The sequence below is a fragment of the Pedobacter sp. BG31 genome (genome assembly GCF_042464845.1).
Lineage (GTDB): Bacteria > Bacteroidota > Bacteroidia > Sphingobacteriales > Sphingobacteriaceae > Pedobacter > Pedobacter suwonensis.
Genome location: NZ_JBHNZK010000001.1, coordinates 420,582 through 434,463 on the forward strand (window position 1 = coordinate 420,582; position 13,882 = coordinate 434,463).

The 13,882-nt window shown below is 38.1% G+C and carries 13 protein-coding genes; 4 read left to right on the plus strand and 9 right to left on the minus strand.

All coding sequences use genetic code 11. The features are described 5' to 3' along the window. Positions 1–13 precede the first annotated feature (13 nt). The 6 genes from ACFE6N_RS01845 to ACFE6N_RS01870 all read right to left on the minus strand — a co-directional run bounded on the left by ACFE6N_RS01845 (position 14) and on the right by ACFE6N_RS01870 (position 6,460). Entirely contained in the window at positions 14–1,075 is a 1,062-nt protein-coding gene (locus ACFE6N_RS01845; protein ID WP_378933239.1) for a hypothetical protein, read from the minus strand. Positions 1,076–1,149: 74 nt separating this feature from the next. Further along, complete coding sequence (locus ACFE6N_RS01850) at positions 1,150–1,665, minus strand: LptE family protein (RefSeq protein ID WP_378933242.1); 516 nt, start codon at positions 1,663–1,665, stop codon at positions 1,150–1,152. Positions 1,666–1,728: 63 nt separating this feature from the next. After that, positions 1,729–2,976, minus strand: coding sequence for a sigma 54-interacting transcriptional regulator (locus tag ACFE6N_RS01855; RefSeq protein ID WP_378933245.1), 1,248 nt, complete (start codon positions 2,974–2,976; stop codon positions 1,729–1,731). Positions 2,977–3,095: 119 nt separating this feature from the next. After that, complete coding sequence (gene miaB, locus ACFE6N_RS01860; protein WP_090983509.1) at positions 3,096–4,511, minus strand: tRNA (N6-isopentenyl adenosine(37)-C2)-methylthiotransferase MiaB; 1,416 nt, start codon at positions 4,509–4,511, stop codon at positions 3,096–3,098. Positions 4,512–4,898: 387 nt separating this feature from the next. Further along, positions 4,899–5,396, minus strand: coding sequence for a type II toxin-antitoxin system death-on-curing family toxin (locus ACFE6N_RS01865; RefSeq protein WP_378933249.1), 498 nt, complete (start codon positions 5,394–5,396; stop codon positions 4,899–4,901). Continuing rightward, a complete protein-coding gene (locus ACFE6N_RS01870) occupies positions 5,396–6,460 on the minus strand; it encodes a hypothetical protein (RefSeq protein WP_378933251.1) in 1,065 nt (354 codons plus the stop codon). The genes ACFE6N_RS01865 and ACFE6N_RS01870 overlap by 1 nt, the downstream gene beginning before the upstream one ends. Before the next feature lie 302 nt (positions 6,461–6,762). On the opposite strand from ACFE6N_RS01870, the gene ACFE6N_RS01875 reads away from it, so the two are divergent. The 4 genes from ACFE6N_RS01875 to ACFE6N_RS01890 all read left to right on the plus strand — a co-directional run bounded on the left by ACFE6N_RS01875 (position 6,763) and on the right by ACFE6N_RS01890 (position 11,995). Next, the gene (locus ACFE6N_RS01875) at positions 6,763–8,550 is read left to right on the plus strand and encodes a hypothetical protein (RefSeq protein ID WP_378933253.1); all 1,788 of its coding nucleotides are present in this window, start codon (positions 6,763–6,765) and stop codon (positions 8,548–8,550) included. A gap of 66 nt (positions 8,551–8,616) precedes the next feature. Then, on the plus strand, positions 8,617–10,431 hold the full coding sequence (locus ACFE6N_RS01880; protein WP_378933256.1) for a hypothetical protein: 1,815 nt from the start codon (positions 8,617–8,619) through the stop codon (positions 10,429–10,431). Between the two features lie 50 nt (positions 10,432–10,481). Continuing rightward, positions 10,482–11,039 (plus strand): LemA family protein, encoded by a 558-nt coding sequence (locus ACFE6N_RS01885; RefSeq protein WP_378933258.1) that lies wholly within the window; start codon positions 10,482–10,484, stop codon positions 11,037–11,039. Beyond that, on the plus strand, positions 11,039–11,995 hold the full coding sequence (locus ACFE6N_RS01890; protein ID WP_378933261.1) for a DUF3137 domain-containing protein: 957 nt from the start codon (positions 11,039–11,041) through the stop codon (positions 11,993–11,995). The genes ACFE6N_RS01885 and ACFE6N_RS01890 overlap by 1 nt, the downstream gene beginning before the upstream one ends. 117 nt (positions 11,996–12,112) lie before the next feature. Here the strand turns inward: ACFE6N_RS01890 and ACFE6N_RS01895 are convergent, their stop codons facing one another. The 3 genes from ACFE6N_RS01895 to ACFE6N_RS01905 are packed head-to-tail and all read right to left on the minus strand — an operon-like array spanning position 12,113 to position 13,881. Next, positions 12,113–12,478 (minus strand): response regulator, encoded by a 366-nt coding sequence (locus ACFE6N_RS01895; RefSeq protein WP_186462305.1) that lies wholly within the window; start codon positions 12,476–12,478, stop codon positions 12,113–12,115. 18 nt (positions 12,479–12,496) lie between these two features. Next, complete coding sequence (locus tag ACFE6N_RS01900; RefSeq protein ID WP_378933264.1) at positions 12,497–13,081, minus strand: chemotaxis protein CheB; 585 nt, start codon at positions 13,079–13,081, stop codon at positions 12,497–12,499. Then, a complete protein-coding gene (locus tag ACFE6N_RS01905; RefSeq protein WP_244278802.1) occupies positions 13,066–13,881 on the minus strand; it encodes a protein-glutamate O-methyltransferase CheR in 816 nt (271 codons plus the stop codon). Before ACFE6N_RS01905 ends, ACFE6N_RS01900 begins: the two co-directional genes overlap by 16 nt. Position 13,882 lies beyond the last annotated feature (1 nt).

The window sequence follows — 13,882 nt, forward strand, 5'->3', positions numbered from 1 at the left end:
GTAATATTATATTTTAAAATTTCTTTTCTATAGATTGGATAAGGTCGGCAAAGTAACGGCTTTTTTCCGGATATTTCAAACTTAATTTTTTATAAGTATCTATGGCTTTGTGATAAAGCATTTGCTCGATATAAATTTTAGCTAAAGTCTCTGAAACAAGGTCATAATTGTCCTCTGCACTTTTCTTGGCCTTATTTTCATTATCAATCTGTTCGGGCTTAGGCGGCTTGATGGTTGGATCTTCTTTTAAGAATTTCTCGATAATTTTGGCGCCCTTTGCATCTTTAATTTCAGCAACAGGATATTCAGCCAAATGATCGGCTACCTCAAAAGGGGTTTGAATATGAAAAATGTGCTCTACATACTGTTGCTGGAACTCAGCACCTCCCTGAGTTGGCTTATTTTGCGGCTGCGGTTTGTTATGATTATGAGTAGCATTAGCGTGTGCATAAGGCTGAAAAATCTGCTCATGCTCTTTACGGGTTTTAGCCAACCACCATAGAAAAGTATATGGAAGCTTATCATCATTATACTGCGAAACAAAATTCCTTTCCGGCTCATCTGGTACCACCGTTTCAATTTCCGGCGCAGCCCCCACTACATCGGTACTTAATTTCTGCTCAAAGGCGAAAAAATCAGTAGCCGCCACACTTTCGATAAAAGAATCGTTATCTGATGGCAAATCCATCAAATGCCTGTCCGTACCTGGCAGGTTGTCCGGTGTTTCTATATTTACCTCCTGATTTGCAACTAATATGCTATCAGTAAATTCAGTTGCCTGCGTTAAAACTTCCTGCTCATCTTGCTTAGGTTCGGTAACCGGAACATCAATATCGGCTTTCTCTTCCAGTCCTGCCTCTTCAACCGGAACCATATTAAGTACATGAAACAATACATGTCCCTGACCATATAATGCGGCCTTTGGAATAAATGAGGCATTGGCCTTGGCTAAAAGTAAATGAATGGGTTGTGCATATGGAAATTGCCGAACCATCTCCTGTAACATGGATGCATGCTCTGGCCTAACCTTTCCAGGTTGCGCAATTAAATCTGCCAGTAGCCTTTTGTTATCCATTATCGGGGTTTGCCGCTAAGTTAAAAAAATGTAAACGGGTTTTGAAAAATTTGTCTTTTCGAGTGCTGCTTTATTTACCACTGTGCAAATGCACGGTTAAAAATATCTTCTGATAATTGTTTGTTGATATTTTCGATAGCTCCTGGCAATAAGGTTTGGATGGGTGCCCCGTTAACCGGAAAATCAAAATATTTGGTAAAGCTCTCTTCAAAACTCTCTTTTTCGTGCTCTTTTATATTATTCTTATATTTTACAGAAACGGTAATAGTTAATCTGTTCGCACCTGCAGTAGGCGTGGCACTATTTTGAAGTGCAACCGGTTTAATATCATAACCTGTTATCCTGCCTTCAAAGGATGCGTCTCCCTCACCTGTCGGAGAAATAATCAGTTTGGTCTGGTTACGAATCCGGCTTTTTAACGATTCCGTAATCTGGTTACTTAAAGTTGGCACCACCAAAGGCGCGTTATTTTCAAATACCCGAACAACCACCGTTTTTAATCCTGTTGTAGATGCTCCGCTGAATTTATAAGAGCAGGCGCTAAAAACCGACGTAATCAGGATTAAAGCAAATATTTTAATTTTCATCATTACCGAAAAAGTTGTCTGTTTTTTGAGAAACGTGCTTTAGAGGAAACTTACACAAGCGATTAATTACAGGTTTAATTCCTTGATCTTCCTATACAAGGTCCGTTCTGAAATACCCAATTCCTGTGCAGCAAACTTACGTTTACCCTTATGTTTTTTTAACGCTTTTTTAATCAGGTCTGATTCTTTATCCACCAGTGACAAAGACTCTTCTACCTCTTCGGCGTCGTGTGCAAAATAATCAGCGTTATTATTGTTGTTTACGTTATTATTGCCTGGTGCAGGATGCTGAATGGTAAAGGCATGCTCTTGTCCGACAGGCAATTCTACATCACGATACAGCTGATTAATATACTGCGGATTATCTGCCAAAACCGATGCAGTGTTTCCACCATGCTGAATAATTTCGGCAACCAGTTTTTTAAGCTCAACCATATCCTTTTTCATATCAAAAAGAACCTTATACAGAATATCTCTTTCTGTAAAATCTTCTTTGGATTGCGAATTGATTGCCATTGGCAAATTACTGCCGGCTTCGTTCGGGATATAGTTCAAAATGGCCTGGCCACTTACATTCCGATCTTTTTCTAACACACAGATCTGCTCAGCAATGTTCTTTAACTGACGGACATTACCCGGCCAGCTGTAATTGGTTAAGACCTGAATGGCATCCGGCTCCAGATGTAATGCCGGGCTACGGTATTTATCGCTAAAATCAGCTGCAAATTTTCTGAATAATAAGTAAATATCTTCCTTACGTTCCTGCAAAGCCGGTATGCGCAATGGAACTGTATTTAACCTGTAATATAAATCCTCACGGAACTTTCCATTTTTAACGCGGTTATATACATCCACATTAGTGGCAGCAATGATGCGAACATCTGTTTTCTGCACTTTAGAAGAACCTACCCGTAAGTATTCGCCGCTTTCTAAAATACGCAATAAACGGGCCTGTGTGCCTAAAGGCAGCTCCGCAACCTCGTCTAAAAAGATGGTTCCGCCATTGGCCACCTCAAAATATCCTTTGCGGGCTTCATGCGCACCGGTAAATGATCCTTTTTCATGACCAAAAAGTTCAGAATCTATTGTGCCCTCGGGGATGGCACCGCAGTTTACCGCGATAAAAGTACCATGCTTACGCGCACTCATTTGATGGATAATCTGCGAGAACACCTCTTTACCGCTACCACTTTCGCCGGTGATTAACACCGACATATCAGTTGGTGCTACCTGGCTTGCTATATCTATGGCACGGTTTAATAATGGCGAGTTACCAATAATACCGAAACGCTGCTTAATATTTTGTGTATCCATTCTTCAATTTTCAGTTGGCTGTTCTCAGTTGGCAGTTTTAAATCCCAAAACTTAGGATCGTCCAAGTTTAATATCGGTTTTAAGAACTTATGCCTTAAACCTTCCACCCTTCACCTTTTTTAAACAATTTTACCGATTAACGTAGCAGATGTACATTTTTCGATATATACATTTGCATAATCACCTGGTTTAACGCCTTCAATGGCAGGGAAAATGGCCATTGCTCCGCTATCGCCCCTTCCGCAATAATCCAGATCAGATTTTTTTGAAGTTCCTTCAATCAAAACCCGAATGGTTTTCCCTACCCATTCTTGCAAACGCATTAATGAATGTGCCTGTTGTTTGGCTAAAATTTCGGCCAGACGGCGTTTTTTCACTTCTTCGGGAATATCGTCTTCCAGTTTACGGGCAGCTAAAGTCCCGGGTCTTTCAGAGTAGGTGAAATTATAAGCAAAATCATATTGCACATAATCCATCATGCTCAGGGTTTCCTGGTGCTCTTCTTCCGTCTCTGTACAAAAACCGGCAATGATATCAGTAGAAATTGCACAACCCGGAATAATGTTGCGGATGGCATCAATACGATTGATATACCATTCGCGGGTGTAAGTTCTGTTCATGAGTTCCAATATGCGGGTATTTCCCGATTGAACAGGCAAGTGGATATAGTTACAGATATTATCGTATTTGGCAATGGTATATAAAACCTCATCGGTAATATCTTTTGGATGTGAAGTAGAGAAACGCACCCTTAAATCCGGACTAACCAATGCGGTTTGCTCTAAAAGCTGTGCAAAATTAACCGTTTCAGTGCCATCTTCCGACGTCCAGGTATAAGAATCTACATTTTGGCCTAAAAGCGTAACCTCCCGGTAACCTGCCTCAAATAAGGCCTTTGCTTCTTCTACAATAGAATGTGCATCACGGCTACGTTCGCGGCCACGGGTAAAAGGCACCACGCAGAAAGAACACATATTATTACAACCACGGGTAATGGAAATAAAAGCAGTTATTCCGTTGCTGTTTAACCGAACCGGACTGATATCAGCATAAGTTTCTTCACGCGATAATAAAACGTTTACAGCTTTATGTCCGCTTTCTACTTGCTCAATTAAGTTAGGCAGATCGCGGTAAGCATCTGGCCCAACCACTACATCAACCAAACGTTCCTCTTCCAGAAACTTAGATTTTAAACGCTCGGCCATGCAGCCCAAAACCCCAACAATTAATTTTGGGTTACGGCGTTTCTCAACACCAAACTGAGATAGCCGGTTTCTGACCCTGGTTTCTGCATTTTCGCGAATAGAGCAAGTATTGATAAAAATTACATCAGCCTGGTGATAATCCCCTGTGGTTTCAAATCCAGTTTCCGATAAAATAGAGGCCACAATTTCGCTATCAGCAAAATTCATGGCACAACCGTAACTTTCGATATATAATTTACGGGCATCAGCTTTAACCGGTGTATCTAAAATTAAAGCTTCACCTTGTCTGGCTTCATCGTGCGTTTTATCCTGTACTTGTAAATCAATCATTATTTCAAAACATTTTGGGGATTGCAAAAATACATAAATAAAATTAAAAGTGACAATTTGACATATTTAGTTTAAATTCTTACAGTACGATTATGTTAAATATGATAAGTATACATACTTCATAATTGATCGTGTTACTTATCCTAACTTTTTTATCCGAAAGATAATTGACAAAACCCTGAAATTGCGCTGATTTAGTGTTATTCTAAAATAACCCAGTTGACAATTCGATGCTCCATTTACATGTTTGTATGCTCCTAAAGCTTGTTATAAAAAAGCGCAAAAATTGAATTTTGAGTACTTTTCTATATGCTGCATCATTAAAGCTTTGGGAAATATTACTGGCCGTTATTGGCCAAGCATGGACAATTTTATTGACCTTGCTGTCTAAAATAGGTCGAGAAAGAATTGTGGCCCTTGAGGAATGTAGGGATCTCCTATAGGGTCTGGAATAACTTTTGTCAACGCATCCAAAATCTCCACCTTTAGGACTTCAGAAAACTCCTCTTCATTGATAAGCGAGAAAATGATTCTTTCTAGCATTGGTTTATTAATAAGATTGTCTGCAACAGCGACAGCAATATTTTCCATTTCGATAATAAATTTGTCGACGAATACATCTAGCCCATTGAGAACTAGAAAGAATGCACCTAAAGCTATAGACGTCCGTTTATTACCGTCTGAGAACCCATGTGATTTATTGAAAGTATAGACTAAATGGGTAAGTTTTTCCTCAAAAGTAGTATAATAGTCATCGTTTTCGATATGTGCCAAGGGGCTTATAATTAGATTTTCATCTTTAATTCCCCCGATTCCGCCAGATATCGCTAAAATTTTATCGTGAACCATAATGGCATGCTGAAAATCAAAATAAATTAACGCCATTACCTATCCTTTAAACGAACAAAAACATCTTTATTTTCTAGCAATCTTTCTTCAAGCGTTCTGCTTTTTTCTCCAAGAAACTTATCAAAATCTTCCGAACTAACCTCGCGGACATATTCTTTAAGCTTCTCATGCAACGCATCCCTAAAGACCATATCTCTGCTAGCCATAATAGACCTCGACTTTTCTTTAGATGGCTGATAAATTGCCTCTGTAAAATATTCGAATTCGGTGAAAAGTAAGTGTGCTTCAGATAGACTCAATTTCCTGGATAGGGAATCCGATTTCCTCTTTAGATAATCTGCAAAACCATTTTCATAACTTGAAATTAGATCTAACACCTCAGAGTACATAGTACTTCTAACGCTTTCTCCATCAGTTAATTTTAAGATTTGCCGATATTCCTTGGCTGCTTCTTTGAAAATGCTCTTATAGATTTTATCTGTAAGCTGACTATATTTAAACTTGTTATCAGAAATGTAATAATCTAGTGCATTAGTGAATTCCTGTCTGTAGTTGTGTTCACGAATGGCACTTGGTAAGAATTCTTCTTCTCTTTGGTTTATATATTTTGTATTTCCACCAATTTTAGTATTCAAAACATCAATTACGATATCTAAAATTGCAGATCGCAAAGTCCTAGCTTTGTCAGAATTCAATAACATGCCAACGTTAAGAAATCCCTTGAATGTAAATATCCCAACGCTATTAGCTCTTGGGCCTATCACTTCATTATCAGATAAATATGTTGACAGCCCGACATTTGTGTCGCCCTCATAGCCTTGAGCTATTATATTTGAATACAAATCTTTGAGCAAACGTAATCTTACACCGGTGAAAACCTCATAGCCTGTCTGACTTAGTTCAATCTTATTATCTTCTAATAACCGTTCGATTGTTCTGATATCAACTTCAAAGAATGAAGCAAGCTGCTGTTTAGTAAATCGATATTTTCCCTCAAATTTAACTCCCAAAAAACCTATTTGCTGGTAGATAGCTTGGACAGCCATATTATTATTAAGAATATTTTTTCTGTGAAGAATTGAATTTGTTAAATCTGTCATCTTGCTTTTTGATTTTTTAAAGATGCATAACTAATGGAGATAACGTCATAAATATTCGTGTTTTTTTCTATGTGCTAGAATGTAAAGTTAATCAATTTTTACCTCATTGTTATTTCGTGTGATCTTTCCCGAGAGGGCGTGTTGTGCCCAAGTTTAATAGCGCTAAGCTTGCGCTCATTAATAACTTAACTATAAACATTTAGCTATACCCACTTTTTTTGGCCTTTATCCTTTAGTATTTAGCTTAACACGAAAAAAACCTTTCGCGCTCCCAGCTGTTACGTATCGATAAGCCACAATAAATGACAGCGCAGCATAAAAGTAAAATTTGGGCCTGGATAGGAAGCATATTCGGCATATTGATTTTGATAGTTGCATTTGGTGCCATGTTCCTAAGCGCCCGATGGAAGCCGATATTGACTGAAAAAATTAAAGCTGGTGTTTATAATGGTTCCCATCACTTATATCGGATAGATTTCAAAAGCATTAACTTAAACGTGATTACGGGCAGCATGGCACTGCGCGATGTTACACTAATACCAGATGAATCGGTTTTTGACAGCCTGAAGAAAAAACACCTGGCCCCTGCGCATGTTTTCGAACTCAGATTAAAGAAACTACAGATTAGCCGTGTTGGCATACTAACCGCTTACTTTAAAAAGCGTATCGAGGTAAATGAAATCCTTTTACAAAAACCGTCTATCAATATGTCTTTTAATAAGGTAACCAAAAAAACCGACAGTATAAAAGACGAAAAATCACTTTATGAACAGCTTTCTAAAAACTTTAGATCCGTAGACGTAAAAAGCATCAAAATTGTAGATGCAGATTTCGATTACATCAACAAAACCCCTTCTACAAAAACCAAAAATTCGATCAAACACCTGGATATTAATATCAATGATTTTTTACTGGATTCGCTCTCAGGAAATGATACCACACGGTTTTACTATACAAAAGATGTATCATTCCAGATTGCAGGTTATAAATCGGTAACGAAAGATAAAATGTACACCATGAAAGTAGATACCGTTAAAGGCTCTACCTCATCGAAAAAGATAATGGTTAAAGGATTAAAACTTATACCATTATATAACGAACTAACTTTTGCAAGAAAATACAAGATCCAGAAAGACCGATACAATTTAAGCTTTGATCAGGTAGAATTTAATGGTGTAGACTTTATTGGCCTGAATACCGACCAAAAATTATATGCCAAATCGCTAAGGATTGGACCTGCCAACGTTGAAGTGTTTATGAGTCGCGAATCGCCGCCGCCACCAGGTTTTGATAAAGGCCGCAACTATCCACACATGGCGCTGAAGAGACTAAACATGCCTGTACTGATCGATACGGTAAGGCTGAAAAAAATTGATGTTAAATACGCCGAGTTTAATCCCGCGAGTAAAAAAACCGGAGCAGTAACCTTTAAAGCGCTAAATGGAAATATTTTAAATGTGACCAATGATAGTTTGCAATTGAGCAAAAATAACCATGCGCTGGCCGATTTGAATACACTTTTAATGGGCACAGGCAGGCTGGACGTAAACATCGATTTCAACTTAACCGATAACAATGGCGCTTTTACCTATAGTGGCAGCTTGGGTAAATTTGACATGAAAAATTTAAATCCATTATCCAAAGCACTGGGTTTGGTAGAAATAGAAAGCGGTAACATACAGCATGTTGATTTTAAGGCCCAGGGAAATTTAAGATCGGCAACAGGTACCATGAACATGCTGTACACCAATCTGAAAGTAAAGCTCCTGTCAGACAATATTGATGGTGAGGGAACTAAGGAAAAAGGCTTTTTGTCTTTCCTGGCCAATACCATTTTGGTTAAAGATGAAAATCCACAAAAAGGCGAAGCACCGAGAACAGCCAGCATGACGAATACCAGGATCAACTCTGCCTCCTTTTTTAACCTGATGTGGAAAACCGTGTTTGTAGGCATAAAGGATATTGTAGGTGTCGGCATTGTGCCTGAAAAGAACCCTGTAAAACAGCAAAAAGTAATAGCTAAAAAAATAAGGGAGCAAAAAAGGGCCGACAGAAAAGCTGCAAGAAAAGCCCGCAGGGAAAAAAATTGATCTTACGTTTTTCAAATATATGTTTATACCGTATATTGCTGATAAAACACTATCTCTCTTTTTTTAATGCCTGATACCAAAAGATACCGTTACAAAGTTTTTAAATGGGTTACGTGTACACTGCTCGGTATTTTTATCGTACTTGCTGGTATAGCCTGGTTGCTAAATGTAAAGTCCCGTCCTATTTTAACAGACAGGATTAAAACATTGCTTTATAAATCAACTGATAGTTTATATACCATCACCTTTACCAAAGTATCTACGAACGTTTTTACGGGGAATGCTACTTTACAAAACGTAAAAATAACGCCTGACACCAATCGGTTCAGGCAACTTATCGCCTTAAAAAGAGCGCCAAACAATTTATATACGGTTTCTTTAAAAAAGCTGGTGGTAAAACGCTTCCACCCCTTAACCTTGTACCGCGAAAAAAAACTGCAGCTGGAAGAAATTATATTTGATAAGCCTGAAGTAGTCATGGTTAATCGGCAATTTGATTTTAACGAGGGGCGGGCACCAAGACCCATTAAATCGCCTTATGATATCATTTCCAAAAACCTGAAGGAATTTAGCATCAAAACCATTCGTTTTAAAGACATAAGCTTTAAATATGTAAATAAAAATATACCAAATTCAGTCCCTTTTAATATTGACGACCTTAACATTACGCTAACGGATTTACTGGTTGACTCTACCTCTGCTGACGACCCCAGCCGATTTTACCTGTTGAAAGATATTGTGATCAACTTAAATAACTATGTTTATCATACGCCTGATAAAATGTATGACATTAAGCTTGATCAGCTTGATTTTAGGGCTACAACGGGTAAATTAAGGATAAATAGCTTTGCATTGGTCCCGCTTTATGATGAAATGAAATTCGGCAAAATTGCAGGTTATGCCAGGGAACGTTTCGACATTGCCATGCGCGATATTATGCTCAACGGCATAGACCTGCCGCTTTACATTAGTAAGCAGGAGCTTTGGGCAAAAGAAATGGCCATAGCTAATGGTTCTGTATCTGTTTTTAACCAAAATGGACTCCCATCAAAGCCGCAGGAAAATAAAATCGGTAAATTTCCACATCAGCTTTTGCAGCTTTTAAGGGCACCCATACTGGTACAGAAAATCCAGTTGAAAGATGTAAATATCAATTATTCAGTTTTTAACAGTGAAAGCAACCAAAGAGGACGCATCAGTTTTGAAAATACCTCAGGAATTATAAAAAATGCCACCAACCTGGATAATATTAAGGCCATAAACCCAATTATGGAAGTTAACTTACATACATATTTATTTGGACAGGGAAAACTTGACGTAAATTTTATGTTCAACCTTACTGCCAAAGATGGTGCATTTTCCTACCGCGGCGTTTTACACAATTTTAATGCAAGGATTTTAAACCAGATTACTAAACCCCTCGGCCTGGTACGCATTAACCGCGGCAGTGTAGATCAGTTGAAATTCAATTTTAAAGCAAACGATTCGGGTACAAAAGGAACGGTAGCGTTCTCTTATTACGACCTTTCTGTTGCCCTGATGAAAAACGATCCCGAAAAGGATCACCTGGTAACGCGCGGTTTTCTTTCTTTTTTAGCCAATGCCTTAATTATCAAATCTGAAAACCCCGGTGCAGACGGCAAGCTGGTACCTGTAAACGTAAATTACAGCCGGCCATCCAATGCTTCTTTCTTCCACATGATCTGGAAGGGCCTTTTTACTGGGATAAAATACAGTATAGGAATTACCGAAGAAAAGCAAAATGAAGTACGTGAACATATTGCAAATTTCAAGGCCATGCGAGCCAATCATTTAAAAAGGAAACAAAAACGGTTAGAGCGAAGGATAAAACGGGAACGCGAGCAGAATGAAAAGCGATAACATGTTGTAACCTTTTTTTATCTTTATACTCTAAACCTTAAACTAAAATTATGATTATTGCCCTCGTTATTATCGGATTTATCTTTCTTACTGGAATTTTTTCTTACAATTCACTTATCGGGAAGAGAAACCAGGTAACAAATGCTTTCTCGGCCATTGATGTCATGCTAAAAAAACGTTTCGACCTTATTCCAAACCTGGTTGAAGTGGTAAAACAGTACACAACTTATGAGCAGGAAACTTTAACCAGAATAGTCGAACTGAGAGCGAAGGCAGGAGCTGCGAATATCAGCAACGCCGAAAAAGCAGATTTAGATGCGCAATTAAGCAGCAATGTAAGAGGCTTAATGGTAAACGTTGAAAATTACCCTGATTTAAAGGCCAACACCAATTTTATTAACTTGCAAACCACCTGGACCGAGAGCGAAGAACAGATCGCCGCTGCCAGAAGAACCTATAATGCTTCAGTAACCGATTACAATAATTCGATTATGATGTTTCCGGGCAATTTGTTTGCCGGGATGTTAAACTTTCATCCGATTCCAGTTTTGGAAACCGCAGCTGAAGAGCGCAAAAACATTAGTGCAAAAGAACTCTTTAATCATTAATGTTGTTCGATATAGCAAATAACGTAGCTTTACAACAAGTGTTGGCTACTATGGAGGTAACACGCAAAAGAATTGCTGCTACCCAAACCAGAGGCTATATTTTTATCGCAGCAGGTATTTTAATTTGTTTTTTAGGTTTTGTGCTGGGCTTTCCTGTTCCTGGTGTAATTATTGGTTTAATCCCTTTAATATATGGCAGCGTTTTGTTGTTTAAAATCAACGATTCTTTAACAGCTTACCGAAATGAATATAAAACCAATGTAATTGGTGCTGCACTTAAATTTTTAGACGAAAGCTTGTCAATTAGTCCTTACCAGGGAATTGCGGCTTCGGAGTTTACGTACACTCAATTGTTTAGCCAAGAACCTGATCGTTATAAAACAGAGGATCTCGTAACCGGATGTGCGGATAGAACCCGGTTTTATTTTGCGGAGGTACATGCTGAATATAAAACGGTTACCCAAACCAAAAACGGAACGCGAACGGAGTGGCACGACATTTTTAGAGGAATTATATTTGCTGCTGATTTTAACAAAAATTTCAACGGCATAACCATAGTACGTCCCAAGGGCTTTGCCAATGCACTAGGGGCCTGGTTTTCAAAAAATTTGTTCTCTTTCGGTGGAAACGATGTGGTAAAGCTGGAAAATTCTGATTTTGACAAAACTTTTATCACGTATGGTTCTGACCAGGTAGAGGCGCGTTATATATTAACACCGGCACTGATGGAACGTATCTTAAACCTCAATCATCAAACCAAATATGATATTAGTTTATCATTCATCGAATCGAGGATGTATATCGCTTTCCCTTTGAACCGTAATTATTTTGAAGCCCCGGTTTTTAAATCTTTAATTAATGCCGAAGCCTTAAACAATGATATTACCACCATAAAATTTATGTATGATATTGTTAAGGAACTGGATCTGAATACCAGGATTTGGGGGAAGGCTTAAATATGTTTTAACCTCAAAGAACGCGTAGTTTTTACACAGAGAACGCTAAGCATTATAAAAACAGATTACTTAGCGTCCTTTGCGATTTTCTTTTGCAGCCTTTACGGTTAAAAAGGCTTAACTCAAATGTTTTTTTACAATTTCTTCAAGGGCAGCAATATCAAATGGTTTTGAAAGGTAACTATCTGCACCAGCTTCATCGGCTAAGGAAGATATATCATTATTGGCCGAAAAATAAATTACCGGAATATGTTTTAAATCTGGATGACTTTTTAAAGCCCTGGTAGCCTGTATTCCTCCCAGATCAGGTAACCAGTTATCCATGAAAATTAAATCGGGCATATAGGCCGCTACCTGTTCCTCTATATTATTGGCACTTTCGGATGTTTTTATTTCATACCCGGCATCTTCCAAAATAAATGTACAGAGATCAAGGATGTCCCTATTATCATCAAAAACAAATACTTTTTTTGCAACTATCATTTTAACCTCCGAAAGTTATTAATCATTTAATTTATTTATATAATCAGCCATATCATGGCTATCCAATATTACATTTGGAACCACATTCAGCGCCGCCTGCTGTGGCATATATGGCATGATGGCCGTATCAGGATTCTGTATAACCACTTTACCTCCAAAGCTGTTTACGCATTTTAATCCCTCTACCCCATCTGAATTAGATCCTGAAAGCAATATACAGGCTAATTTTTCTTTAAAAACTTCAGCCGCAGACTGAAAGGTGACATCGATGGATGGTCTGGAATAATTAATCTTTTCAGAATAATCCAAAGATATACTCTGATCCTCCTCTATCAGCATATGATAATCCGCCGGCGCGATAAAAACCTTACCAGGTGTTAAAAACTCCTTTTCTTCCGCTTCGCCAACGGCCAAAGTAGTACGCGATTTCAATAAATCGGTTAAAAGAGATTCATTACTTGGCTTACGGTGAACCACCAATACAATAGGAAAACTGATATCGCTCCGTAACGCCGGAAAGATTTCGAGCAAAACATCTAAACTACCGGCTGAGCCACCAATAATCAATGCCTCACAAGATGCAGAGCCTATAGTTTGCGCCATATTTTCTCCATTTTAACCCTTTTATATTCTCTTGCTTTTGGCCAAAACTCTAAACTTTCTTTACTTCCAAGAGCAAGATAGCCCAATTTCTCGATACTGCTGTCAAATAGGTTAAAAACTTTATGTTGTAACCCCTTATCAAAATAGATTAATACATTTCTACATAAAATGAGTTGAAACTCATTAAAAGAATGATCTGATACCAGGTTATGTGTAGAAAAGATCATCTTACTGCTTAAACTTTCATCAAATTTTGCCAACGAGTAGTTAGCCGTATAATAAGCTGAGAAATCTTTTAAGCCTCCAGACTGCAGGTAGTTTTCAGAATACTGTTTCAGATAACTTAAAGGAAACATACCTTTTTTAGCCTTTTCTAAAACAGATGGATTGATATCTGTAGCGTAAATAAGCGATTTATGCAGTAAATTAAGTTCTTTTAGAACAATAGCCAGCGAATAAGCTTCCTCACCGGTAGAACAACCAGCAACCCAGATCCGGATAAACGGATAGGTGCCCAGCACCGGCAATACATCGTTGCGTAATGATTTGTAAAAAGATGGATCGCGGAACATTTCGGTAACATTAACCGTGATTTCTTCCAAAAAACGCTTAAAGTATTGTTTATCCGTTTTAACTGTATAACGAAATTCGGCGAAACTTACAAAATTATCCAGACCGTAAAGGCGTATAATCCTTCTTTTTATTGATGCAGGAGAGTATTCCAGAAAATCGTAACCATGATTTTCCAAAACATCATTCAACAGGATTTCTACCTGTTCGTTATCTATCACATCACTTATC